Here is a 23,087-nt window from a genome sequence, read left to right as displayed (position 1 = left end):
ATGGAATCTTTGCTGGTCACCGGCGGCGCCGGTTTCATCGGGTCGAACTTCGCTCGCATGGCAGCGCAGCGCTACCGTGTCGTCGTGGTGGACAAACTCACCTACGCCGGCAACCGCGCCAACGTCCCCGAGGGCGTCGAGTTCGTCGAGGGGGACATTTGCGAGCAATCGCTTATCGACGACCTCGTGTCCCACACCGACGCCGTCATCCACTTCGCGGCAGAATCCCACAACGACAACTCCCTGCGGGACCCAAGCGCGTTCGTACAATCCAACGTGGTGGGCACCTTTACCCTGCTGGAAGCCGTGCGCAAGTTTGATAAGCGCCTCCACCACATCTCCACCGATGAAGTCTTCGGCGACCTCGAACTCGGCGGCAACGACGCGTTCACCGAAACCACCCCCTACAACCCGTCGTCGCCCTACTCCGCAACCAAAGCCGGCTCCGACCACCTCGTGCGCGCATGGGTCCGCTCCTTCGGTATCAAAGCGACGATCTCGAACTGCTCCAACAACTACGGCCCCTACCAGCACGTAGAGAAGTTCATCCCCCGCCAGATCACCAACATCCTCTGCGGCCAGCCGGCGAAACTCTACGGCACCGGCGCCCAGGTGCGCGACTGGATCCATGTCGACGACCACAACGACGCCGTCCTGACCATCCTCGAGCACGGCCGGCTCGGCGAAACCTATAATATCGGCGCAAACCAGCCACACACCACAAACAAGCAGGTCATCGAAACCATCTGCAAGATCCTGGGCGGCACCTACGAACACGTCGCCGACCGGCCCGGCCACGACCAGCGTTACACCATGGATGCCACCAAACTCCGCACCGAACTCGGCTGGACACCCAAGCACGACTTCGACACCGGCCTGCGCGACACCATCGACTGGTACCGAGAGAATCGTCGGTGGTGGGAGGACGGTAAGGGTGTCGTCGAGAAGCAATATGCGCAAAGGGGACAGTAATGATCGCAGGACTTGAAATCCACGACCTCACACTGCACGAAGACAACCGCGGCTGGTTCAAAGAAAACTGGGCCGGCCAAGCACTCGTACCGCAGCAACAAAACGTGAGCTACAACGCCCGACGCGGCGCCACCCGCGGCATGCACGCAGAACCCTGGGACAAATGGGTCTCCGTCGCCACCGGGCGCGTCTTCGGCGCATGGGTAGACATGCGCGCCGGCTCCGACACCTACGGCGAGACCTACACCTGCGAAATCGGACCCGACACCGCCGTGTTCGTCCCCCGCGGCGTAGCCAACGGCTTCCAGGCGCTCGAAGACGACACCACCTACATCTACCTGGTCAACCAGCGCTACAGCCCCGGCGGTGCGTACTGCTCCTACCGCGAGATCGACTGGCCGCTCGAACCCACCGAACTCTCCGCCGCCGACCAAGCACACCCCATGCTTGCCGACGCCACCCCACTGCCACCCCGCCGCATCCTGGTCACCGGCGCCAACGGGCAGTTAGGCCGCGCGCTGCGTGCGATCTGGTCCGACGACGAGGCAGTGTTCGTCGGCCGCGACAAGTTCGACATCACCGCGCCACCCGCGATGGACTGGTCCGAGTACTGGGCCGTGGTCAACTGCGCCGCATACAACGACGTCAACGGCGCCGAAACCGACCGCGCCGCAGCCTGGGCGACCAACGCCGCCGCCCCCGCCGCGCTCGCCAGACTTGCCGACGAGCACGACCTCACCTTCGTCCACGTCTCCTCCGACTACATCTTCGACGGCACAGTCGAGGTCCACGACGAAACCGAAGTGCCCTCGCCGCTGTCCGCCTACGGAGCCTCCAAAGCCGCCGGCGACACCGCCGCGCAAACCGCCCGCAAGCACTACGTCATCCGCACCTCCTGGGTCTTCGGCGACGGCGCCAACTTCATGGAAACCATGGCCCAACTCGCCGAAAAGGGCGCCACGCCGAAGGTGGTATCCGACCAGCGCGGGCGCCCCACCTCCGCCGAAGACCTGGCCAAAGGCATCGCGCACCTGCTTCGCACCGGTGCCGAATACGGCGTGTACAACATCACCTCCGACGGCGACACCGTCGGCCGCGACGAAATCGCCATGGCCGTCTACATCGCCATGGGCGGCAACCCCGCCGACGTCCACCCCGTCACCACCGAAGAGTACGGCCTCGACGCCGCCGTGCGCCCCCGCGAATCAACCCTGTCGCTGGACAAGATCAAGGCCACGGGGTTCGCGCCGTCGAATTGGCGGGCGGCGCTCGCGCTCTACGTCGCCATGCGATAGCCCAGCTGAGGGGGTGAATCCCGCTTATACTTACGGAAGTCCCCACCCCGTTCCCAGGAGATTTCCATAAAAACGTCGCGCTTCCTTGCTCTTGCTACTGCCACCGCTGTGGCCTTTCCGCTGTCACGCCTGCGCAGGCAACCCAGGTCGGCCCCCTCGACCAAAACAAATGCAAGGTGACCTTCACCGCGGCGGAGAAGGATTTCCTGACATCGATGGAACAGGACGTGGCAAGCCGACTCGACTCGACGTTTGCACGCGACATCAACCTGTCGCTCGAAGCCGCATACCCGTCCGCTCGTCCCGTTGGCAATGACTTCGTCGACGCCAACAAGCAACCACTCACCGGCCACAAGACTGTCGATGCCTTCGACGCAGCATTCGACGCCCTGAACAAGGACTCGTACCTGAACCGACTGGGTATGGCAGGTATGAATGAGTCGACCGCGAAGTTTTATCTGCAGCTGCGCGCGCGAGCTGCCTATGGGCAGAACCTCGCCGGCGGCACCGAATCCGAGGAAACAGACTGGGATAATTACTACGTCGAAGCGAGGAAGAAAGAGGGCGATATCGAAGGCAACTTCGCTGGCGCCCTGCTAGCTCTCTTGTTTGGTCTCACCGATGTCCTTGGCAACGAGGCACAGATGGAGAAGTTCTACTCCACCTTCGAGAAAACCTCCGCTGGCAAGTACTTCGAGGGCCTGAACGCCTTCCTCAACGCCAACGCGGACGCTGAGGAAGCTTGCCTCGGTGAAGGCAACACCACGGTTGCGTTCCCGACGAAGCCCGCGAGCCAGCCGAGCAAGGAAGACGGCTCCTCCACCGCTGGCATCGTGGTCGGCGTGATCGCCGCTGTCCTCGCAGTCGTCGGTATCGCGGCGGCTTTCGCACCACAGTTGGGTCTCCAGATCCCGGGCCTGCGCTAACTGAGGTCGCAGGCAACTTACCAATCAACTTCCCAACTACTTACCAACATGGGAAGTTGATTGGTAAGTTGGTGGCATGTTGCCGGTCGATCTTGCTCAGCTGCTAGACAAACTCCGCATAATCGGTACTGAACAGCAGCACGTAGAAGTTAAATCCGGCGCCGGCAAAAACATGTTGGAAACACTCAGTGCTTTTTCTAACAAAGACGGCGGAATCATCATTTTTGGAATCGACGAAGAATCGGGTTTCACCCCGGTTCCCAACTTCGATTCCCGGAAAACTCAAGACTCTCTAAATTCATTTTGTGAGAAGCTCACTCCGCCAGTCCGTCCAACGGTCGAAGTCATGCCATTCGAAGGTTCCAGTGTCGTCGTTGCACATTTCAAAGAAATGGCTCCGTTTGATAAACCGTGTTATATCACCGCACGTGGGCCCTACGGTGGCAGCTATATCCGTTTAGGCGAAAGCGAACATCGCCTTACCGCGTATGAAGTGGATCGATTGCGCGAGGAAAGCCACCAACCACGCTGGGATCGCACTCCCGTCGAAGAAGCACGCTTAACCGACTTAGATGAAAATATTCTTCGGTCCTACCTTCAGCAACAACGCAATTCACGTCCGAAGACCTTTAAGGACGGGGAAGACATCGCGCTCCGACGGCTTCAAGTGCTCCAAGGCGACTCCCCTACCTTCGCAGCACTGTTAGCAATGGGCGACTTTCCTCAAGAATTCTATCCACGACTGACAGTCACTTTCGCCCTCTATCCAGGTGCCGAAAAAGGCGAGGTAGGAGAAGGAATTCGACTGCTGGATAGTGCGCGACTTAGAGGCCCTATCCCCGAGCTGGTAGACGAAGGTGTCCGCCTAGTTGAGAAAAATATGCGAACTGCTGGTCTTATAGAAGGAGTTTTCCGCCGAGATTTACCGGACTATCCTCAAATCGCAGTTCGCGAGGCACTCGTCAACGCACTTATGCATCGCGATTATTCCCCGACTGCACTCGGCACACCAGTACAGATCGACATGTTCGTGGACAGGCTAGTCATATCTAATCCTGGCGGACTTTACGGCGGTGTTACTAAGGAGAATTTGGGAACCCCTGGTGCGTCTTCTACGAGAAACCAACAGCTAGCAACTTTTTTGGAAGACCTTCATTTCGATGACGGGGGTCTCGTCGCTGAAAATAGAGGTACGGGTATCGCGACGATGACACGAGCGACCGCTGATGCGCTTATGCCGCCTCCTGTTTTCAGTAATTCTCTCACGCATTTCTCTGTGACTTTTCATAAGAGGAAAGTCGCTGCTGAAGAAACTCATGAAACGGCTTACCAACAGGTTCTCCGACTTTTCGATGAACAACATTCCTGGTCAAGCACTGAACTAAGAAATGCAACGGGGAGAAGCCGCAGCGCAATCCAGTTGGCTTTGAATCAGCTGATGGAAGAAGGGCGAGTTGAACGCACTGAGCCTTCTCGAAGCCCGAAACAGCGGTACCGGCTTACGAAGTAGAGCTTCCCAATCAACTTCCCAACTACTTACCAACATGGGAAGTTAGTGGGAAGGTGGCTGCCCACTAGACTTCGGGGCTATGAAAGGCATCATTCTGGCGGGCGGATCGGGTACGCGGCTGTACCCGATCACGCAGGGCATCTCGAAGCAGTTGATGCCGATTTACGACAAGCCGATGATCTACTACCCGCTCTCCACGCTGATCAGCGCGGGTATTCGGGAGATTCTGATCATCACCACGCCGGAGGATCGGGCGAATTTCGAGCGTTTGCTTGGCGACGGCTCCCACCTCGGCATCATGCTCCACTACGCCGAACAGCCGAAGCCGGAAGGCCTCGCCCAAGCGTTTCTGATCGGCGAGGATTTCATTGGCGACGACGCCGTCGCCCTGGTGCTTGGCGACAACATCTTCGACGGCGCCGGCATCCTGGAAGCACTCGGCCAGGTGCGTGAGATTGAGGGCGGGGCGATCTTCGCCTACGAGGTGTCGGACCCGCAGCGCTACGGCGTGGTCGATTTCGACGCGGACGGCACCGCCCTGTCCATCGAAGAGAAACCGGCCCAACCGAAGTCGAACTTCGCGGTCGTGGGGTTGTATTTCTACGACAACGACGTGGTGGAGATCGCCAAGAACATCACCCCCTCGGCGCGCGGCGAGTTGGAAATCACCTCGGTCAACGAGGCCTACCTCAAGCGCGGCGACCTGAAGGTGCACCGCCTGCACCGCGGGGATGTGTGGCTGGATACCGGCACGATCGATTCGATGAGCGAGGCCAGCTCCTACGTCGAAGTGCTGCAAAAACGCACCGGCACCGTCATCGGTTCGCCGGAGGTCGCCGCCTACCGTGAAGGCTTCATCGACGCCGCCCAGCTGCGCGCGCTCGGCGAGGCCGTGCTCAAATCCGGCTACGGCCGCTACCTTATCGACGCCGCCGAGGAGGCCTAATGCCCACCCTTTCCGCCCTCATGAGCGTCTACCACGCCACCGACGCTGACGAACTCGAACTCACGCTGAACTCCCTCGACGCCCAGACGCGCCCCGCCGACGAGGTTGTGGTGGTCTTTGACGGGGAGGTGTCTGGAGCGGTGCGTGGGGTCGTCGCAAAGCATGGCGCTCGCGTGGTCGAACTACCCGAAAACGTCGGCCTAGGCCGGGCGCTCAACGCAGGCTTAGCGACGATCAACGCCACCTACACCGCACGCATCGACTCCGACGACGCCGCCAAACCGGAGCGCTTCGCCAAACAGCTCGCGTACCTGGAGGCGCACCCGGACGTGGCCGCACTCGGCAGCGCCATGGAAGAGTTCGAACACACCCCCGGCGACCGCGGCACCATCCGCGCACTGCCGCGGGATCCGAACGCGTACGTGAAAATCAACTCCCCGCTCAACCACCCCGCGGTCACCTTCCGCACCGACGCCGTCAAAGCCGTCGGCGGCTACCAACACGTGCCGTTCATGGAGGACTACGACCTGTGGGCGCGCCTCATCGCCGCCGGCCACACCCTGGCCAACCTCGACGAGCCACTGACCTACTTCCGCGTCACCGACGACCAGCTGCGACGCCGCGCCAGCGCCGACACCCGACGCGCCGAGCGCACCATGCAGGCCAACCTCGTCGAATACGGGCTGATCTCGCGGCCACGCGCGCTGGCGAACCTCGCCGTGCGCAACCTGTACCGCGCCCTGCCCATCGGGCTAACTAAGCGCGTCTACTCCGTGCTCTTCCACCGCGGCGAGTAACCTCTTTAAGCGACATGACCGGATTTTCAGACACTTGGCTGATCGTGCCTTGTTACAACGAGGGCACGGTCATTTTCGACGTGCTCAGCCACGCCCGCGAAACCTTCCCCAACATCGTCGCCGTCAACGACGGATCCCACGACAACTCCGCCGAACAAATCCGCGCCGCCGGCGCCCACCTGGTCAACCACCCGGTGAACCTCGGCCAAGGTGCAGCGATCCAGACCGGCGTGGAGTACGCCCGTGCGCAGCCCGGCGCGAAGTACTTTGTCACCTTCGACGCCGACGGCCAGCACCAGGTCAAGGACGTGGCGCGCATGGTTGAGCGGTTGCGGACGGAGCCGCTGGATATTGTCGTCGGTACGCGGTTTGCGGGCCAAGACAACTCGCAGGTGCCGTGGATTAAGCGCGTCGTGCTGAAAACGGTGGTGATGCTGTCGCCGCGCACCCGCAAACTCGGCCTGTCGGATGCGCACAACGGGCTGCGCGCGTTTAACAAGAAGGTCGCCGACGAGATGAACATCCGCATGAATGGGATGTCGCACGCTTCGGAGATCGTCACCATGATCGAGAAGTTCGGCTGGCGCGTCGACGAGGAGCCGGTGGATATTCTCTACACCGAATACTCCATGTCCAAGGGGCAATCGTTGATCAACGGGGTGAACATCCTCGCGGATGGGCTCGTGGCAAGGAGGCTGCCATGATTCAGGCGTTGTTACTGCTGGCCATTGTGGCGCTGGCGTGGTTCTTCTTCGCTAACCGCCGCAAGGCGAACGCGAAGGCGTGGGTGAAGTTGGGTTTCGTGCTGATGATCCTCGCCGCCGTGTGGGCGATCGTCCGCCCCGACGATGTGACCGTGCTGGCCAACTGGCTCGGCGTGGACCGCGGCACGGACCTCATGCTTTACCTGCTGGTCATCGCATTTTTCTTTACGACGATCTCCACCTGGACCCGCTTCCGCGAACAGGAACTGCGCTACGCGCGCCTCGCCCGAGCGGTAGCGCTGCAGAACGCCGAGGCGCCCGAACGCGATTAGAACCCGCGGCGGATCCACTCCTCGAGGTGCGGGGCTTCGTCGCCAATCGTGGTGTGGTCGCCGTGGCCGGTGCGCACGACCGTCTCCGGCGGCAGGTCCAGGACGGACTTCTGCAGGGAGTGGATGATGGTGTCAAACGACGAGAAGGATCGTCCCGTCGCGCCCGGCCCGCCCTGGAAGAGGGTGTCGCCGGAGAAGAGTTCGCCGGCTTCCTCGGCGTAGATGACCACGGAGCCCGGCGAGTGGCCGGGGGTGGACATGACGCGTAGTTCGGTGCCGGCGATGTCGAAGGTGGCGCCGTCGAGAAGCGGGCGGTAGTGCGCGCCTGGGTTCTCGCGCTGCCAGAGGAACCCGTCGGTGGGATGCAGGTACACCGGGGCGTTCACGAGGCGGGACAGTTCGGGGGCGGCGTCGATGTGGTCGGAGTGGCCGTGGGTGGCCAGGATGCCCTTGACGCGTCGGTTGCCCACGGCGTCGGCGATGGCTTGGGCGTTGTGGGCGGCGTCGATGATGTAGACCTCGGAGTCGTCGCCGACGATCCAGACGTTGTTGTCCACCTCCCATTCGCCGCCGTCGAGTTTGAACAGGCCGGATGTGATGACGTTGTCGATACGCATTTAGAACTCCACTACGCTTCGCAGCACGTCGCCGCGCTTCATCTTTTCAAACGATTCTTCGATGTCGCCCACACCGATGCGTTCGGAGACGAACTCGCCGAGCGGGAACCGTCCCTGCTTGTACAACTCAACGTATGTGGGGAAGTCGCGCTCCGGCAGGCAGTCGCCGTACCAGGCCGGCTTGATGGAGCCGCCGCGGGCGTACAGGTCGATCGCGGGGATGTCCACGTGGTCGGTCTGGTTGGGCACGCCGACCATGACCATGCGGCCGGCGAGGTCGCGGGAGTAGAACGCCTGGCGCCAGGTGGGTTGGATGCCCACGGCGTCGATGGCCACATCCGCGCCGAAGCCGCCGGTGAGGTCGCGTACGGCCTCGATGACGTCGTCTTCGCTCATGTCCTTGGAGCAGATGGCGTGGGTTGCGCCGAACTTCTCGGTCGCGGCATCGCACTTTCGCTTATCGACGTCCACCGCCACCACCGTCGACGCCCCCGCCAACACAGCACCCGCCACGGCCGCAAGACCTACGCCGCCGAGGCCGAACACGACGACGGACTCGCCGCGCTGCACCTCACCGGTGTTCACGGCGGCGCCCAGGCCGGCCATGATGCCGCAGCCGAGCAGGCCCGCCGCGGCCGGGTCGGCTTCCGGATCCACCTTGGTGCACTGCTTCTCGTGCACGAGGGTCTTCTCGGCGAAGGAGCCGATGCCTAAGGCTGGGGTGAGCGGGGTGTCGTCGACAAGCGTCATGCGCTGGGACGCGTTGTGGGTGTTGAAGCAGTTCTTCGTGTCCCCCTTGCGGCAGGCGCGGCACTCGCCGCAGACTGCGCGCCAGTTCAACACCACGAAGTCGCCGGGCTCGACGTGGGTGACATCCGAGCCGACCGTCTCCACGACGCCAGCCGTTTCGTGGCCGAGCAGGAACGGGAACTCGTCGGCAATATCACCGTCGCGGTAGGCCAGGTCCGTGTGGCACACACCGGTGGCCTGAACCTTGACCACGACATCGTTTGGGCCGGGGTCGGGGATCACAATGTCCACAACCTCGACGGGCGCGCCCTTTTCGCGGGCGATTACTCCTTGAACAGTCTGTGTCATGCCCTCCCAGACTAGGAGCGGGCGATGATATTTGCCACGTGCTCGTGGCCGCGCTGGTTCACGTGGATCGGCAGGTTGCCCGGGCCGCCGTAGAAATCGACCAGGCCAGCCCACATGCGCTGGTTATCCGGGGCGCACATGTTGTTGTTCATCGTGGACGGTTTCAGGTCTAGGAATTCGACGCGGGCGGCGCGAGCGGCGTCGACCTGCATCCACTGGGCGAGGTTCTCCCAACGCTGAACTTCCTGGAAGCGGGTCCAATCGGAGGCGTTCGGGGCGATGTGGAACAGGCACACGCGGTCGCCGGCAGTGACCTTCGGGTAGCCGACGATCTGGATGCGCGCGTTCGGGGCGGCGGCGCGGATGCGGTTGATCTGCGGAACCATGTAGCGGGTGAAGTCGCGGCGGATGTCGGCGTCGGGGCGCGAATTGTTGTTGTACGTGTCGTTGAAGCCGACGGAGATGATCACACGCGCGGTTGCGGGCGACAGGCCACGGTCCGCGATGGCGCGGTCGACCTGCTGGAAGAAGCCCGGCCCCTTCGAAATGGTGACCACGCCGGTGCACGAGTAGTCGCGTGCGGGCAGGCCAAGTTTCGCGGCGGAGCGCTTGCCCCAGTTCGTGGCGGAGGTCGGGCACCAGGTGCCGTTGTCGGAGCGCCCGCGCGGGTCGAGGCCGAGTTTGCCGGCGGCCCACTGGCCCATGTTGGGGTCGGAAATAACGGAGTCGCCGAAGATGACCATGTTGCGCTCCTGCGCGTGGGCGGCCGGGGTCAGTGGGGCGACGAGGGCGGCAGCGGCCACAAAGGCGGCTGCGAGACGTCGGAAAACAGACACGAAAATCCTTTCACGCGAGACACTTACGTATCGGTAGGCTACATTATCCTCATGCGTCCCACCCATCGTCCGCTGTTCTTACTGAAGTCTTTCGCGCGATTCGTGCCCGCCGTTACACGCGCCGGCATCATCAGCGCCGAAGGCGGCCCCCGCGCAGCGCTCGCACTCATCCCGAATCTCGCGCGCTACTGGTTCACCACCGCCCGCGAAATCGAACAAGGCGCCGCAGCAGTGCCCGATCGCCTCGCTCTTATCGACGACACCGGGGCGCTGACCTACCGCCAACTGCGCGAAGACTCCCGCACCGTAGCCAAGTGGCTGCTGGCCCAGAAAGAAGAGCGCGGCCTCGACGAACTACGCATCGGCGTCATGGCCCGCAACGGCCGCGGCATCGTCCTACCCCTCGGCGCCAAGGGCTACACCGGAGGCCACATCTTCCTACTCAACATCGGCTCCTCCACCGAGCAACTGCGCGGCATCATCGCCGAAAACGACATCAACATCCTCTTTATCGACGACGAGTTCGCCGACCGCATCCCCAACGACATCCCCCACATACCCGTGGTGCGCGCGTATGAGGACGTGGTGGTGAAAGGGGTCGTCGATAAGCGACTGCCCCTCTGGCCCAAACACGGCAACCTCGTCCTGATGAGCTCCGGCACCACCGGCATCCCCAAAGGCATCGTGCGCCCCGAACCACGCCTGCCATTCGTGGTCGCCGGATACCTCGAAGCAATCCCCTGGCGCGCCGGCGACACCATCCAACTCACCGCATCCATCTTCCACACCTGGGGCTGGTCTGCCCTGCAAGTCGCGCTGGCGACCCGCTCCACCATCGTGACGCAACGCGAATTCGACCCGGAAAACTGCTTCCGCCAAATCGAAGCATTCCGCTGCGACGGCCTCATCTCCTCGCCGATCTTCTTCAAACACATGCTGGACCTCGACGAAAACTACGACACCTCGTCGCTGCGCTACCTCGCCACCGCCGGCAACGCCGTCACCCCGTCACTACTGCGCCACACCACCGAACGCTTCGGCCCCATCCTGGCCAACATCTACGGCTCCACCGAACTCGCCCTCGCCGCCGCCGCCTCCCCCGAACAAATGCAGGCAGACCCCACCACCGTCGGCAAAATTGCGCCCGGCACCGTGCTCAAAATTTACGATGACAACGGCCGCGAAGCCCCCACCGGCCAAACCGGCCGCATCTTCCTCCACAACGAAACCGCCCTGCGCGGCTACACCAACCCGAACACCCCCACCGTCGAAATCGACGGGCTCATCGAAATGGGCGACCTCGGCTACATCGACGCCGACGGCTACCTCCACGTGCAATCACGCAGCGACGACATGATCATCGTCGGCGGCGAAAACGTCCACCCCCAATCCGTGGTGGAAGTCCTCGAAGACATGCCCGGCATCGGCGAGGTCTACGCCCACGGCGTCGACGACGACGACACCTTCAAACGCATCGCCGTCTGGGTCGTCAAAACCGCCGAAATCACCGAGGAAGCCGTCCGCGACTGGGTGCGCTCGCGCTTGGCCGATCACTCGATCCCCCGGGACGTGCACTTCGTCGACAAGCTGCCGCGCAACGCCGTCGGCAAAGTCGTACCGCGCTTCCTGCCCGGGCTAGGGCAAAAAAATTGAGCCACCTGCGAGAATCGAACTCGCGACCTTCTCATTACGAGTGAGACGCTCTGCCGACTGAGCTAAGGTGGCCGGGCAGCAATGCTGCACCGGGAAGACAGCTTAACCTAGCGGGCGCAACCTGCGAAACCCGCAGGTTAAGACACGTTGCACGCCAGCCTTATACGGCCAATCATGCCGTTGAACGCCACCGCCGGAGTCACGTTCTGGTCCAGGCGCTCGCGGCACTGCCCGATCGCCTCGAGGCACTCCACGAGCCCCTCCGCCGACACCTGGCCGGCAATCTCACGCGCGAGCCCCTCAAAGTCCGGGTGCGTCAGACCAACATCGGCGCCCGACTGCACCACCATCGCATCCCGGTACACCCCCGCCAGGTCCACCAACACGAGGTCCAGCATGTCGCGCTTGCGGCGCGTGCCACGACGCTTCTGCTCCTCCTCCAACTGGCGCACCGACGACGCCACCGACCGCAGCGCCTTCGCCGCCCCCTTCCCCTTCGCACCCATGCCGAGGGCGTTTTCGAGCTTGGCGCGCTCGGCTTCGTCGTCAGCTTTATGCGCCTCGACGGCCTCCTTCTCCGCCGCCTTCAGCAACGACCCCACCGCCTGAAACGCCTGCGGGCCGTGAAACACCAACTCGGCCAAGTTGATCGCCATCGCACGACGCTGCTGAATCGCCTCCGAACGCACCAACAACCGCGCCCGGCCAATATGGCGTAGCGACGACACCGCCGCCAGGCGCGCATCATGCTCCGACGCCCCCTCCTCCTCGACGAGAATGCGCACCAACTCATCCTCCGACGGCGACGGCACATACACATGGCGGCAGCGCGAACGCAGCGTCTGCGAAAAGTCCTGTGGATCCGTCGACGGCGCACACATGATGATCACGGTGCGCTCCGGCGGTTCCTCCACCGTCTTCAACAGCGCGTCAGCCGGCGCGGTGGTGATCGACGTGGCCAGGCGGTCCGCGTTTTCGATGATGACAACGCGCCAGGGGGCGACCGTCGGTAAGCGAGCTGCCTTTGCGACGATCTCATCACGCACAAAATCAACCTTGATCGTCGACGTATGCGGCACCACATGCACCAAATCCGTATGCGACCCCGCCAACGCATCACGGCACCCCTTACACCGCCCACACCCAATCTCGTCCGGGTTCTCACACATCAACGCCGCCGCAAACGCCAACGCCGCATTCGACCGCCCCGAGCCCGGAGGGCCCGTAAACAGCCACGCATGCGTCATCGCATACGCATCCCCCTGCCCCCTCGCCGTGGCAGCCGCCGACAAGATGATGTCGCGCACCGCCGGGGTGCCAGCCAAACGCTCACTAACGCTGCGGGTAGTCACAGGTGACCAGAGTACCCGCGCGCTAAGGTGATAGACCATGGAACGTATCTGGCGCGAGCTGCAGTGGCTTTGGGGCACGTCGTGGCCTCTCTATGCCGCGACGGTGCTGGGCACCAACCTGCTCGGCGCCGTGGGCTGCATGTTGTTCGTGCGCTTCCTCATCCCGATGGATGCCGTCAACGAGTTAGGTCTCAACGGCCAGCTTGGGTTTATCGGGGTGTTGTATGCGGCGATCGCTGTTGTGCTCGGCATGATCGTCACGTTTTTCCTGTTCCGGCCGGTGCTGGAGTGGCAGCGGCGCCCGGATGATCATGACCCGAACATGGTGCGGCATTTGGTGATGCGTTTGCCGGTGTTGCAGACGATCATCGTTGTTGCGGTGTGGGGGTTGGGCATTGCGATTGTCACGGTGCGCACGTTGCTTGTCGACGTCCCCCTGGGCATCGTCGTCCTCGCCACCACCATCCTGACGTGTTTTGTGGTGTCGGTGCTCACGTATCTGCAGGCGGAGCGTCTCGTGCGTCCGATTGCGGCGTCGGCGCTGGCGCGGCGGTTCGAGGATTCGACGCTCCAGCCGCCGATCGCGTCTCGGTTGATGCTGACGTGGTTCACCACCTCCGCCGTGCCGATGGTCGGGGTGCTGCTGCTGGCTGTGGCGCAGCGCGTCGGCTACTTCCGGGACACCCCGGGTGAGATGACGGCGGCGATCGTGGCGCTGATCGCAGCAGGTATTTTCACGGGGTTTGTGGGGACGTCGTTTGCGACGGTGATCGTCGTCGATCCGATTAAGGAGCTGCAGGTCGCCATCAACCGTGTGCGCCGCGGTGAGGGCGATACGCAGGTGGACATTTACGACGGCTCCGAGATCGGCGTCCTCCAAGCTGGCTTTAACGAGATGATGCGGGGTCTGCAGGACCGCCAGCGTGTTCGCGACGTGTTTGCCAAGTACGTCGGTGCTGAGGTCGCACAGAAAGCGCTTGAGGAGCGCCCGCAGCTCGGCGGCGAGGAACGCAGGGTCGCGGTGCTGTTTATCGACGTCGTCGGCTCCACCACCTACACCGTCCAGCACACCCCCGAGGAGGTCGTGGAGGCGCTCAACGAGTTCTTTGAGGTTGTGGTTGAGGTGGTGCACCGCAACAAGGGCGTGATTAATAAGTTCCAGGGCGATGCGGCGCTTGCGGTGTTCGGAGCGCCAGTTTCGCTTCACGACGCCGCCTCGCACGCCCTCCAAGCCGCCCGCGAAATCCAGCGCGGCCTGGACGGCTTCGAACTGAAGGCCGGCATCGGTGTCGCCTCGGGCCACGTGGTCGCTGGCCACATCGGTGGCAAGGACCGTTTCGAGTACACCGTGATCGGCGACGCCGTCAACGGCGCCGCCCGCCTCACCGACCTTGCGAAGGACACTCCGGGCATGGTGCTGACCAACGCCGCGACCCTGCGCGCGGCGAACGAGGTTGAGCAGCAGCGCTGGACGCTGATGAAGTCGGTGGAGTTGCGCGGGCGTAACAAGATGACGCAGTTGGCGCGCCCGGTGCGCTCCACCATGGCGGACCGCTCATAGGACCCAGCACGGCAGCAGCCCCGGCCCAGCGCAGCGCGGCAGAACTCAGGCCTGCGGGCGCGCTCAATCGCGCCCGGTCAGTTGTTTCCGAACAGGAGCTGCATGGCTCCGGGGGTGTCGTTCGGCACTTCGTATCCGTTGGGTGACACCCACACTGGGATGCCGTCGCGGATGCATATTCGGCCTCGTCTGACGATCCACGGGTCGTCGTCGTTCGTGCCGTTGTGGTAACTGCACAGGGGTACGAGGTTGGCCAGGTTGGTTTCCCCGCCGTGCCGCCAGGCGGTGATGTGGTGGATTTCGCAGTGATCGGCTCCGTGACGGCAGCCGGGTACCGGGCAGGTCGGCGACATCATCGACGCCAACGTGCGCTGCTTGTCGTTAGCAAAGCGCTTCGCCCGGTAGAGGTTCACCGCCCCCTCTGCAGGGTGGAACGCGGCAACCTCCAGGTCGGCGCCGAACTCGCGGGCGAGGAATTCGGCGCCGGTCATGGTGGTGCCGTCGGTAAGGATGAGTTGAACTTCGTCGCCGTGGCCGGACTGGATGCGGGTCCACTCCGGCAGCGGCACCAGGATGATGGGGCGCGGGGCGGCGTAGGGCATACCGACACCAGCAATCCCAGCGCCGGCGCCAACCCCGCCGACACCATCAGCACCCCCAGCGCCGCCGCCGCGCAGCAGGCTCACAAGCGCGTCGGCCATTTGCTCGGCGGCGGGCAGCGACGGGTCGATAAGCGAACGCAGCAGGTGCTCCAAATCGGCGATGTCGCGCTCGGAGTAGGTCAGCGACATGTTGCGCATCCCAGCGCGCGATTTGGAGAAGCGGCACTGCTTCTTGGGGGTGGGTTTCGGGGTGGTGATGGTGTCGTCGATACGCCGCGACAGCGCTTTGTAGGAGCCCCGGAAGCGCAACAGTTCGAGGCGGAGGCGCCAGCGCTCGGCAAGGTCGGCGACGGCGGCAAGTTTGCGCTCAAGCAGGCAGATCTGGTCGAGCGGCATCCCGGCGGCCAAGCGGCGCGCGTCGGCCTGCTTGCGGGTGAACTTCGTCGCGCCGAAGTAGGTGGCGTGCGCCTGCGCCCACTTGCGTTTTAAGGCGGGGTCGAGGGCGGCGAAGGCGGGTGCGGACTCGTCGAAACCCTGGAGCACGCTGATGTCGGCGTGCGCCAGGGCCTCGAGAATCTCGCTAAATGTCATGCCATGCACGCTAAGCGCACAGCACAACCCTTGTAAAGGAATTGTCCACTATATTGTGCAATCCCTAGCGCTTGCGAGCTTTGACCACGCGTTTTGTGGTCTGCTTCGGCTTGGTCACGCGCTTGGTTGCCTTCTTCTTTGTCGCCTTTTTCTTGGTGGCTTTCTTGCCGCCGTCTTCGGCTTCGCGGGCGCGGCGGGCGGAGAGCAGTTCGTTGGCGCGCTGGTCCGTCATCGTCTCTGGCGTGTCGCCGCGTTGCAGTGACGCGTTGGTTTCGCCGTCGGTGACGTATGGGCCGAAGCGGCCGTCTTTGACGGTCATGGGTTTGCCGGAGACGTCGTTGTCGCCAAGCATCTTCAGCGGTGGCTTGGCGGCGGCGCGGCCGCGGCGTTTCGGTTCGGCGTAGATGCGGCGGGCTTCTTCCAAGGTGATGGAGAAGATCTGGTCCTCGGACGCGAGCGAGCGCGAGTCGGTGCCCTTCTTCAGGTATGGGCCGTAGCGGCCGTTTTGGGCGGTGATGACTTCGCCGTCGGCGGGGTCGACGCCGACTTCGCGCGGCAGCGACAGCAGTTTCAGTGCTTCCTCGAGCGTGACCGTCGCCGGTTCCATCGACGCGAACAGGGAGGCGGTGGCGGGCTTTAGCTGCTCGTCGACCAGCTGCGCCATGCGCTTTTCTTTTTGAGCGGCGGCGGTTTTGGTTTCCCAGTTCTTGGCGCGTTTGCCTTCTTCGGCGCGCTGTTTGTCCTCTTCGGCGCGCTCAGCGGCGATGATTTCTTCGGCGCGGGCTTCGGCGGTGGTGCGTTCGTCGTCACGCACGAGCTCGGTGACATATGGGCCGAAGCGCCCTTCCTTTGCGACGACCACACGCCCATTGGCGGGGTTCTCCCCCAGTTCGCGGCCGGACTGCGGGGTGGCGAAGAGCTTCTCGGCCATCTCGAGTGTGATTTCGTCCGGGGTTGCGGATTCGGGCAGGTTGGCGCGCTGGTATTCGGGCTCGCCGTCCTTCTCGCCGACGACGCGCTCGATGTAGGGGCCGTAGCGGCCGACGCGGACGACGACGGGTCGGCCTTCGGCGTCGTCGAAAAGTGTCAGCGAGTTCGCGGCGCGCGCGTCGATGGATTCGAGGTTGTTCTCGATCATGTGCTTCAGCCCGCCGCGGCGTGCGAGGGCTTGCGCCATGGACTCCTTGGCGTCGGCGTCGCCGAAGTAGAAGCCGGTGAGCCACTTGGTGCGGTCTTGGTTGCCGTGGGCGATTTCGTCGAGTTCGTCTTCCATGGAGGAGGTGAAGTCATAGTCGACGAGTGCGTCGAAGTTGTTTTCCAACAGCCCGACGACGGAGAACGCCACCCAGGACGGCACGAGTGCGTTGCCGCGGACGACGACGTAGCCGCGGTCCTGGATCGTCTTAATGATCGACGCGTAGGTGGACGGGCGGCCGATGCCGAGTTCTTCCATCTTCTTCACCAGCGACGCTTCGTTGTAGCGCGCAGGCGGGTTGGTGGTGTGGCCGTCGGCGGTGACGGACTTGGTGGCCAGTTCGTCGCCCTTGGCTAGTTGCGGCAGGCGGGTTTCGTTGGACTGGCGGTCGGAGTAGGCGCGCAGCCAGCCGGGGAAGGTGACGGTGCGGCCGGTTGCGGTGAACTCGCAGGCCTCGCCGGCGGCGTCGGCGGCGATGGTGATTCTGGTGGAGTTGCCGCGTGCGTCTTCCATTTGGGAGGCGACGGTGCGCTGCCAGATCAGTTCGTAGAGTTTGAACTCTTCGGCGTCCAGCGCGCCTGCCAGTTGTCCGGGGGTGGCGAAGCGTTCGCCGGCGGGGCGGATTGCTTCGTGCGCTTCCTGGGAGTTTTTCACCTTGCGGTCGTAGACGCGCGGCTTGGCGGAGACGTAGTCGGCACCGTAGAGCTCGCGTGCTGCGGCGCGTGCAGCGTCGAGGCCCTGCTTGGACAGGGAGGTGGAGTCTGTACGCATGTAGGTGATGTGGCCGTTTTCGTACAGTCGTTGCGCGATGCGCATGGTGCGCGCGGAGGTGAAGTGGAGTTTGCGGCCGGCTTCTTGCTGCAGCGTCGAGGTCATGAACGGCGCGTAGGGTTTGCGCGAGTAGGGCTTTTCTTCCACTGCGGTGACGTGCATCGGTGCGGTGCCGAGTTCGTCGACAAGCGAATGCGCCTTTTGCTTATCGACGACCACCGCATCCGACACCAACTCTCCCCGGTCATTGAAGTCGCGGCCCTGGGCGATGCGCTTGCCGTCGAGGGAGACGAGTTTGGCGTCAAATTCTTCGGAGGAGTGGGCGAGCGAAGCAGTTAAATCCCAGTATTCGGCGGCGATGAACGCCATGCGCTCGCGTTCACGCTCGACGATGACGCGGGTGGCCACGGATTGGACGCGGCCGGCGGACAGTCGCGGCATGACTTTCTTCCACAGCACGGGGGAAACTTCGTAGCCGTAGAGGCGGTCGAGGATGCGGCGGGTCTCTTGGGCGTCGACAAGATCCATGTCGAGCTCGCGCGTGTTTTCGGCGGCTTCGCGGATGGCGGATTCGGTGATCTCGTTGAACACCATGCGCTCTACCGGCACCTTCGGCTTAAGGGTTTCAAGCAGGTGCCACGCGATCGCTTCGCCTTCGCGGTCCGGGTCTGTTGCCAGCAGGAGTTTGTCGGCCTGCTTGAGCTTGGCGCGCAGGTCGGTGACCTTCTTTTTCTTGTCAGCGGACACGACGTAGATCGGGTCGAAGCCCTTCTCCGGGTTGACGCCGAGTTTTGCCCACGGCTCGTTTTTGTACTTCGCGGGGATGTCGGCGGCGCGGCCCGGCAGGTCACGGATGTGGCCCACCGATGCTTCCACGATGTAATCGTCGCCGAGATACTTCTGTATCTTCTTCGCCTTTGTCGCGGACTCCACGATCACGAGAGTCTTGCCGTTTGCAGTCACGCTGACCTTTCCTCGATTCCCACTAAGCGTATGAGCGGTAAAACTTCCTCATTCTTATCAGACAACTAGCACATGGTTATACGGACGGGGGATTTTCTCGCCCCTGGCATTACACTGCGTTGGTGCCCTGGCGCGGAGTTGTTGGGGTGGAAAGGAGGACGCAGCGTGGTCGATTCACTCATTGAGTTTTTGCATACGTTGATGGGGTTGCCGATCTTTTACCCACTCGTCGTGTTGCTGATCGTTTCGGATGCGTTGGCGCCGGTGGTGCCGTCTGAAACCGTGTTGAATCTGGCTGGTGCGTTTTCCGCGTCGCGTGGTGTGCCAAACGTGTGGGGTGTGATCATCGCGGCGATTATCGGCGCGATTATCGGCGACAATATTTGTTTCGCTCTCGGCGCGAAGTTGATTCACCGGGTGGATCGGTTGGATCCGGATTCGAAGGCTGGCCAGGCGATTACGTGGGTGCGAGCCAACATGAACCGGGGTGCGGGCGCGATGATTATTGTTGCGCGTTTCCTCCCGTGGGCGCGTTGGGTGGCCACGATTGTGCTGGGGTCGGTGCGTTACAACTGGTTTAAGTTCTTCTTTTTCGACACCATCGGCGTGATCCTGTGGGCCTGCCTGAGTGTCGGCATGGGGTATTTGGGTGGCACGCTCCTGCAGCAGTATCCGCTTCTGGGCATGGTGCTGGGTGTAGTGCTGGGTTCGCTTGTGGGGTTTGTGATTCAGAAGCTGCAGAACCAGATCTTCGAGCGTTCTGATATTCGCCGCGGAATTAGCGCGGTGTAGGCGTAAAAATTTCCCCCAGGCGGGTGTACCGTCCGGGGGTTTGTTCGCGCTGTTTTAGAGGGCGCGAACCTGCTGGGCCTGTGGGCCCTTGGCGCCTTCACCGACCTCGAACTCGACCTGCTGGTTTTCTTCGAGGGTGCGGAAGCCGGAACCCTGAATTTCGGAGTAGTGGACAAAGACGTCGGCGGAGCCGTCGTCGGGTGCGATGAAGCCGAAGCCCTTTTCGGCGTTGAACCATTTAACAGTTCCGGTTGCCATGGTGAAACCTTTCAAAATGTTGCATGTTTTTGTCGTCCACCAGGGCCTGTTTGGTCCTGGTGCCCGCGTGCACAATCCTCGCGAGCACCTGATGAGGCGCACACAAAATCTGTGACCGTTGCCCAGTCTGCCACGATTTGTTGTCGGGGGCACTGCTTTGGCCCGGCTAAAGTGGCTCACCATCATGGTTTCTGGTTTTGGCGATGAGCTCGTTTCGGTGCTTGCGCAGCGTTTCCCTGCTGCGACGGTGACGCATGTGGAGCATGAGCCGGCTCGTCTCGCGGTGTTTGGACAGTGGCCCGAGTGGGTGGAGCCGGGGTTGAAGCAGATGCTTATCGACGACACCGTCACCCTCCCCTACGCCCACCAAACCCAGTGCGCGGAGTTGGCGTGGGCGGGCCGGGATGTGGTGGTGGCGACGGGGACGTCGTCGGGAAAGTCGTTGGGCTATCAGTTGCCGGTGCTTTCCGCGTTGGCGGCGGATCCGAAGGCGTGCGCGATGTATCTGACGCCGACGAAGGCGTTGGGTTCGGACCAGTTGCAGGCAACGCTTGCGATGACGCGGGGGAATGCGGCGCTTGCGTCGGTGCATCCGGCGCCGTATGACGGGGATACGCCGCAGGAGTCGCGGGCGGGCATCCGGGAGCACACCCGCTACGTGTTTACGAACCCGGACATGCTGCACGCGGGTCTTTTGGGTGCGCACGAGCGTTGGGCGCGGCTGCTGCGCCATTTGAAGTTTGTGGTGGTGGACGAGTGCCACACCTACCGGGGTGTGTTCGGGGCGAACGTGTCGTTGGTGTTGCGCAGGTTGCTGCGTATTGCGAAGGCGTACGGGTCTGAGCCGACGCTGATTTTCGCCTCGGCGACCGCGGCGGATCCTGCGGGCCAGGCGTCGCGGCTGTGCGGGCACGAGGTTGTTGCGGTGACGGAGGATGGTGCGCCCACCGGCGAGCGCACCATCGCGTTGTGGGAGCCGGGGTTCATCGAGGGCGCCGAGGGCGAAAACGGCGCGCCGGTGCGGTACCCGGCGACGACGGAGGCGGCGTCGATAATGTCCACGCTGCTGTTGCAGGGTGCGCGCACGTTGACGTTTGTACGCTCGCGCCGCGCGGCGGAGACGGTGGCTATGCGCGCCCAGGAGGACCTGGTGGTGGCGGGCCGTGCCGATTTCGCCGAACGCGTCGCCTCGTATCGTGCGGGGTATCTCGCGGAGGATCGCCGCGCCCTCGAGCAGCGTCTGGATAACGGCGATCTGCTTGGCGTGGCCACGACGAACGCGCTTGAGCTTGGCATCGACGTCGGGGGCCTGGACGCGGTGGTCATGGCGGGGTTTCCGGGCACGGTGGCATCCTTTCGCCAGCAGGCCGGGCGCGCAGGCCGGCGCGGCCAGGGCTCCGTGGTGGTGATGGTGGCGCGCGACGAGCCGATGGATACGTACCTGGTCCACCACCCCGAGGCACTGCTCGGCCGGCCAGTAGAAAACAGCGTGTTCAACCCGGCCAACCCCTACATCCTGCGCGGTCATATGTACTGCGCGGCGGTGGAGCGTCCGCTTAGCGACGACGACGTCGCCGCCTTCAACGCCACCGACGTGGTCAACGACCTGACCGCCGAGGGGTTGCTGCGCCGCCGTCCGCAGGGCTGGTTTGCGGTACCCCAGTTGGAGGGGGAGGTGACGCCGGAGACGGCGCATGCGTCGGTAAGCATTCGCGGAGGCGTGGGTGAGGAAGTCATGATCGTCGATGTAACCGACGGGCGGCTGTTGGGCACCGTAGATGCGGGGCGTGCGATGAGCCAGGTGCACGACGGCGCGGTGTACATCCACCAGGGCGAATACTTTGTGGTGCAGTCGCTAGACCTGGACGATTACGTGGCGTTGGTGGCGCCGGAGCGGCCGGATTACTCCACGCAGGCGCGCTCCACGACCGACATCACGATCCTTGGCGAGCCGACAGATCTGGAAAACCCTTCGCCGGGACTGTGGGTGGCCAGTGTGGACGTGGAGGTCATCGACCGTGTCACCGGCTATGTCGTCCGGCTTGCCGACGGCACCGTCTCCGAACACATCCCCCTCGACCTGCCCGAGCAACGCCTAGTCACCCGCGCGGTGGCGTACACGATCGACCCGATGGTGCTGGACAAACTGGGTATTACGGCTGGCGAGATCCCCGGCGCGCTGCACGCTGCGGAACACGCCGCGATCGGCCTGCTGCCGCTGTTGGCCACGTGCGACCGGTGGGACATCGGCGGCGTGTCCACGGCGTTGCACCAGGACACGATGCTGCCCACGGTGTTTGTCTACGACGGCCACCCGGGCGGGGCGGGCTTTGCCGACGAGGGCTTCGCCCGCTTCCACGAGTGGATCGCCGCGACCTACGAAACGGTGCGGTCCTGCGGCTGTAAGGACGGCTGCCCGTCGTGTGTGCAATCGCCGAAGTGTGGCAACGGCAACCAGCCCCTGGACAAGCACGCCGCGCTGAAACTGCTCGGCGCGTTGGTCACCATGACTGGCTGACAGGCAAGGCGTTACGGCCCGGCGCGGGCGGTCGCTTCGGCGTGGCGCAGCCGCACGGCCACAATCACGTCGCCGTCGACGAATTCGCACGAGGTGACCTCGGCGCCGTTGCCGCTGGCGGTTTCGTTGCCCCACTCGCAGGCATCAGCACCCCGGTAGAGCGCGGTGGCGGCGGCGACGGCGGACAGGTCTGCGGCCACGCGGGCGCGGTGCGCGTCGGCGGTGCGGGTCCCGGTGACCATCACCGCAAGGGCCAAGGAGACCACTGCGGTGATGATGCCTGTGGTGGTGACGGTGGCGGAGCCGGTGTCGTCGATAAGCAATCTGCGCATTAGAACTCCACGGGGAAGACCGCGGTGGCGCGCATGGTGCCAATCGGGGCGGGCACGGCAGCGGTAACGGTGGCCAGGCCTGCAGATTCGTGCATGGTCACCTCGCCGCGCGGTGGGGTGTAGTCCACGCCCATCGCGTGCGCCCGGGCGGCGGCACCGGCAATGTCCACGGCAGCGATGTAGGCGGACATCGTGGCAATGCCACCCACGATCGCAGCCGTAACCACCACGAGCGTGGCCAGCGAAAGTGCCGTTTCAATCGTGGTCATCAGCCTGGCGTGTTGGTCAGGGCGCTGGTGATCACGTTCTCAATCGCGGAAACGACCCCGTCGCCGTTGACCACGAGATACAGCACCCCGGCAAGGGCAGCTGCCGCCAACGAACCGAAAGCATATTCGATGGTTGACATTCCGGCGTCGTTACGCAAACGCTGGATGAAGAAGGTGGAAATGCGGGTCATGATTGT

22 protein-coding genes and 1 tRNA gene are annotated in these 23,087 nt (G+C 63.5%); 12 read left to right on the top strand and 11 right to left on the bottom strand.

The window, feature by feature from the left end; translation table 11 throughout:
* The 8 genes from rfbB to HMPREF2617_RS03415 all read left to right on the top strand — a co-directional run bounded on the left by rfbB (position 1) and on the right by HMPREF2617_RS03415 (position 7,482).
* Positions 1-972: a dTDP-glucose 4,6-dehydratase gene (gene rfbB / locus HMPREF2617_RS03450; RefSeq protein WP_070839946.1), complete on the top strand. Its 972-nt coding sequence runs from the start codon at positions 1-3 to the stop codon at positions 970-972.
* Entirely contained in the window at positions 972-2,267 is a 1,296-nt protein-coding gene (locus HMPREF2617_RS03445; protein ID WP_070839943.1) for a sugar nucleotide-binding protein, read from the top strand. Before rfbB ends, HMPREF2617_RS03445 begins: the two co-directional genes overlap by 1 nt.
* Positions 2,268-2,443: 176 nt before the next feature.
* Positions 2,444-3,193: a hypothetical protein gene (locus tag HMPREF2617_RS03440; RefSeq protein WP_070839940.1), complete on the top strand. Its 750-nt coding sequence runs from the start codon at positions 2,444-2,446 to the stop codon at positions 3,191-3,193.
* Between the two features lie 76 nt (positions 3,194-3,269).
* A complete protein-coding gene (locus tag HMPREF2617_RS11595) occupies positions 3,270-4,703 on the top strand; it encodes an ATP-binding protein (protein WP_070829323.1) in 1,434 nt (477 codons plus the stop codon).
* A 79-nt stretch (positions 4,704-4,782) separates the two neighbouring features.
* On the top strand, positions 4,783-5,649 hold the full coding sequence (gene rfbA / locus HMPREF2617_RS03430) for a glucose-1-phosphate thymidylyltransferase RfbA (protein ID WP_070482967.1): 867 nt from the start codon (positions 4,783-4,785) through the stop codon (positions 5,647-5,649).
* Positions 5,649-6,446 carry a glycosyltransferase gene (locus tag HMPREF2617_RS03425; RefSeq protein ID WP_070839937.1) on the top strand — a complete coding sequence of 266 codons (798 nt, stop codon included), beginning with the start codon at positions 5,649-5,651 and terminating at the stop codon, positions 6,444-6,446. Before rfbA ends, HMPREF2617_RS03425 begins: the two co-directional genes overlap by 1 nt.
* Positions 6,447-6,460: 14 nt before the next feature.
* Positions 6,461-7,150: a glycosyltransferase family 2 protein gene (locus HMPREF2617_RS03420; RefSeq protein WP_070482973.1), complete on the top strand. Its 690-nt coding sequence runs from the start codon at positions 6,461-6,463 to the stop codon at positions 7,148-7,150.
* On the top strand, positions 7,147-7,482 hold the full coding sequence (locus tag HMPREF2617_RS03415; protein ID WP_070452944.1) for a DUF2304 domain-containing protein: 336 nt from the start codon (positions 7,147-7,149) through the stop codon (positions 7,480-7,482). The genes HMPREF2617_RS03420 and HMPREF2617_RS03415 overlap by 4 nt, the downstream gene beginning before the upstream one ends.
* Here HMPREF2617_RS03415 and HMPREF2617_RS03410 read toward each other — a convergent pair.
* From HMPREF2617_RS03410 to HMPREF2617_RS03400, 3 genes are read right to left on the bottom strand one after another with little or no spacing between them, the layout of a single operon-like run.
* Positions 7,479-8,099: an MBL fold metallo-hydrolase gene (locus HMPREF2617_RS03410; protein ID WP_070820791.1), complete on the bottom strand. Its 621-nt coding sequence runs from the start codon at positions 8,097-8,099 to the stop codon at positions 7,479-7,481. The two genes, HMPREF2617_RS03415 and HMPREF2617_RS03410, sit on opposite strands and share 4 nt — an antisense overlap.
* Complete coding sequence (locus HMPREF2617_RS03405) at positions 8,100-9,197, bottom strand: S-(hydroxymethyl)mycothiol dehydrogenase (RefSeq protein WP_070839934.1); 1,098 nt, start codon at positions 9,195-9,197, stop codon at positions 8,100-8,102.
* Positions 9,198-9,208: 11 nt separating this feature from the next.
* A complete protein-coding gene (locus tag HMPREF2617_RS03400; protein ID WP_070614769.1) occupies positions 9,209-10,033 on the bottom strand; it encodes a GDSL-type esterase/lipase family protein in 825 nt (274 codons plus the stop codon).
* Between the two features lie 51 nt (positions 10,034-10,084).
* On the opposite strand from HMPREF2617_RS03400, the gene HMPREF2617_RS03395 reads away from it, so the two are divergent.
* A complete protein-coding gene (locus HMPREF2617_RS03395) occupies positions 10,085-11,686 on the top strand; it encodes an AMP-binding protein (RefSeq protein WP_070421531.1) in 1,602 nt (533 codons plus the stop codon).
* Here the strand turns inward: HMPREF2617_RS03395 and HMPREF2617_RS03390 are convergent.
* Positions 11,686-11,758 (bottom strand) — tRNA-Thr (locus HMPREF2617_RS03390). The two genes, HMPREF2617_RS03395 and HMPREF2617_RS03390, sit on opposite strands and share 1 nt — an antisense overlap.
* Before the next feature lie 65 nt (positions 11,759-11,823).
* Complete coding sequence (locus HMPREF2617_RS03385) at positions 11,824-13,038, bottom strand: DNA polymerase III subunit delta' (RefSeq protein WP_070839931.1); 1,215 nt, start codon at positions 13,036-13,038, stop codon at positions 11,824-11,826.
* 37 nt (positions 13,039-13,075) lie between these two features.
* Between HMPREF2617_RS03385 and HMPREF2617_RS03380 the strand changes: the two genes are divergently transcribed.
* On the top strand, positions 13,076-14,599 hold the full coding sequence (locus HMPREF2617_RS03380) for an adenylate/guanylate cyclase domain-containing protein (protein WP_070820793.1): 1,524 nt from the start codon (positions 13,076-13,078) through the stop codon (positions 14,597-14,599).
* A 77-nt stretch (positions 14,600-14,676) separates the two neighbouring features.
* Here the strand turns inward: HMPREF2617_RS03380 and HMPREF2617_RS03375 are convergent, their stop codons facing one another.
* Together HMPREF2617_RS03375 and topA are read right to left on the bottom strand one after the other, a co-directional pair.
* Positions 14,677-15,792 (bottom strand): HNH endonuclease signature motif containing protein, encoded by a 1,116-nt coding sequence (locus HMPREF2617_RS03375; RefSeq protein WP_070839928.1) that lies wholly within the window; start codon positions 15,790-15,792, stop codon positions 14,677-14,679.
* A gap of 64 nt (positions 15,793-15,856) precedes the next feature.
* Complete coding sequence (topA, locus tag HMPREF2617_RS03370; RefSeq protein ID WP_070839925.1) at positions 15,857-18,721, bottom strand: type I DNA topoisomerase; 2,865 nt, start codon at positions 18,719-18,721, stop codon at positions 15,857-15,859.
* A 165-nt stretch (positions 18,722-18,886) separates the two neighbouring features.
* Here topA and HMPREF2617_RS03365 point away from each other — a divergent pair, with 165 nt between their 5' ends.
* Positions 18,887-19,513 (top strand): DedA family protein, encoded by a 627-nt coding sequence (locus HMPREF2617_RS03365; protein WP_070421536.1) that lies wholly within the window; start codon positions 18,887-18,889, stop codon positions 19,511-19,513.
* A gap of 54 nt (positions 19,514-19,567) precedes the next feature.
* On the opposite strand, the gene HMPREF2617_RS03360 is transcribed toward HMPREF2617_RS03365, so the two are convergent.
* Complete coding sequence (locus HMPREF2617_RS03360; RefSeq protein ID WP_070421537.1) at positions 19,568-19,771, bottom strand: cold-shock protein; 204 nt, start codon at positions 19,769-19,771, stop codon at positions 19,568-19,570.
* A gap of 184 nt (positions 19,772-19,955) precedes the next feature.
* On the opposite strand from HMPREF2617_RS03360, the gene HMPREF2617_RS03355 reads away from it, so the two are divergent.
* Positions 19,956-22,289, top strand: a complete 2,334-nt coding sequence (locus HMPREF2617_RS03355; protein WP_070839922.1) for a DEAD/DEAH box helicase — start codon at positions 19,956-19,958, stop codon at positions 22,287-22,289.
* 11 nt (positions 22,290-22,300) lie between these two features.
* Here the strand turns inward: HMPREF2617_RS03355 and HMPREF2617_RS03350 are convergent, their stop codons facing one another.
* Genes HMPREF2617_RS03350 through HMPREF2617_RS03340 form a run of 3 tightly spaced genes read right to left on the bottom strand, consistent with a single transcriptional unit; the run spans position 22,301 to position 23,081 of the window.
* On the bottom strand, positions 22,301-22,621 hold the full coding sequence (locus tag HMPREF2617_RS03350) for an Rv3654c family TadE-like protein (protein ID WP_070839920.1): 321 nt from the start codon (positions 22,619-22,621) through the stop codon (positions 22,301-22,303).
* Complete coding sequence (locus tag HMPREF2617_RS03345) at positions 22,621-22,890, bottom strand: hypothetical protein (protein ID WP_070614326.1); 270 nt, start codon at positions 22,888-22,890, stop codon at positions 22,621-22,623. Before HMPREF2617_RS03345 ends, HMPREF2617_RS03350 begins: the two co-directional genes overlap by 1 nt.
* Positions 22,890-23,081 (bottom strand): DUF4244 domain-containing protein, encoded by a 192-nt coding sequence (locus HMPREF2617_RS03340; RefSeq protein ID WP_070421541.1) that lies wholly within the window; start codon positions 23,079-23,081, stop codon positions 22,890-22,892. The genes HMPREF2617_RS03345 and HMPREF2617_RS03340 overlap by 1 nt, the downstream gene beginning before the upstream one ends.
* Between the last annotated feature and the right edge of the window lie 6 nt (positions 23,082-23,087).

It is taken from the genome of Corynebacterium sp. HMSC070H05 (assembly GCF_001837615.1).
Classification (GTDB): Bacteria; Actinomycetota; Actinomycetes; order Mycobacteriales; family Mycobacteriaceae; genus Corynebacterium; species Corynebacterium coyleae.
Note: the sequence above shows the minus strand (reverse complement) of the source record. Positions and strands in the feature narration are given on the sequence as shown.

Coding starts and splice junctions, on each gene's coding strand:
- rfbB (WP_070839946.1), top strand. CDS start 1: ATGGAATCTTTGCTGGTCACCGGCGGCGCCGGTTTCATCGGGTCGAAC.
- HMPREF2617_RS03445 (WP_070839943.1), top strand. CDS start 972: ATGATCGCAGGACTTGAAATCCACGACCTCACACTGCACGAAGACAAC.
- HMPREF2617_RS11595 (WP_070829323.1), top strand. CDS start 3,270: ATGTTGCCGGTCGATCTTGCTCAGCTGCTAGACAAACTCCGCATAATC.
- rfbA (WP_070482967.1), top strand. CDS start 4,783: ATGAAAGGCATCATTCTGGCGGGCGGATCGGGTACGCGGCTGTACCCG.
- HMPREF2617_RS03425 (WP_070839937.1), top strand. CDS start 5,649: ATGCCCACCCTTTCCGCCCTCATGAGCGTCTACCACGCCACCGACGCT.
- HMPREF2617_RS03420 (WP_070482973.1), top strand. CDS start 6,461: ATGACCGGATTTTCAGACACTTGGCTGATCGTGCCTTGTTACAACGAG.
- HMPREF2617_RS03415 (WP_070452944.1), top strand. CDS start 7,147: ATGATTCAGGCGTTGTTACTGCTGGCCATTGTGGCGCTGGCGTGGTTC.
- HMPREF2617_RS03410 (WP_070820791.1), bottom strand. CDS start 8,099: ATGCGTATCGACAACGTCATCACATCCGGCCTGTTCAAACTCGACGGC.
- HMPREF2617_RS03405 (WP_070839934.1), bottom strand. CDS start 9,197: ATGACACAGACTGTTCAAGGAGTAATCGCCCGCGAAAAGGGCGCGCCC.
- HMPREF2617_RS03395 (WP_070421531.1), top strand. CDS start 10,085: ATGCGTCCCACCCATCGTCCGCTGTTCTTACTGAAGTCTTTCGCGCGA.
- HMPREF2617_RS03380 (WP_070820793.1), top strand. CDS start 13,076: ATGGAACGTATCTGGCGCGAGCTGCAGTGGCTTTGGGGCACGTCGTGG.
- HMPREF2617_RS03375 (WP_070839928.1), bottom strand. CDS start 15,792: ATGACATTTAGCGAGATTCTCGAGGCCCTGGCGCACGCCGACATCAGC.
- HMPREF2617_RS03360 (WP_070421537.1), bottom strand. CDS start 19,771: ATGGCAACCGGAACTGTTAAATGGTTCAACGCCGAAAAGGGCTTCGGC.
- HMPREF2617_RS03355 (WP_070839922.1), top strand. CDS start 19,956: ATGGTTTCTGGTTTTGGCGATGAGCTCGTTTCGGTGCTTGCGCAGCGT.
- HMPREF2617_RS03350 (WP_070839920.1), bottom strand. CDS start 22,621: ATGCGCAGATTGCTTATCGACGACACCGGCTCCGCCACCGTCACCACC.
- HMPREF2617_RS03345 (WP_070614326.1), bottom strand. CDS start 22,890: ATGACCACGATTGAAACGGCACTTTCGCTGGCCACGCTCGTGGTGGTT.
- HMPREF2617_RS03340 (WP_070421541.1), bottom strand. CDS start 23,081: ATGACCCGCATTTCCACCTTCTTCATCCAGCGTTTGCGTAACGACGCC.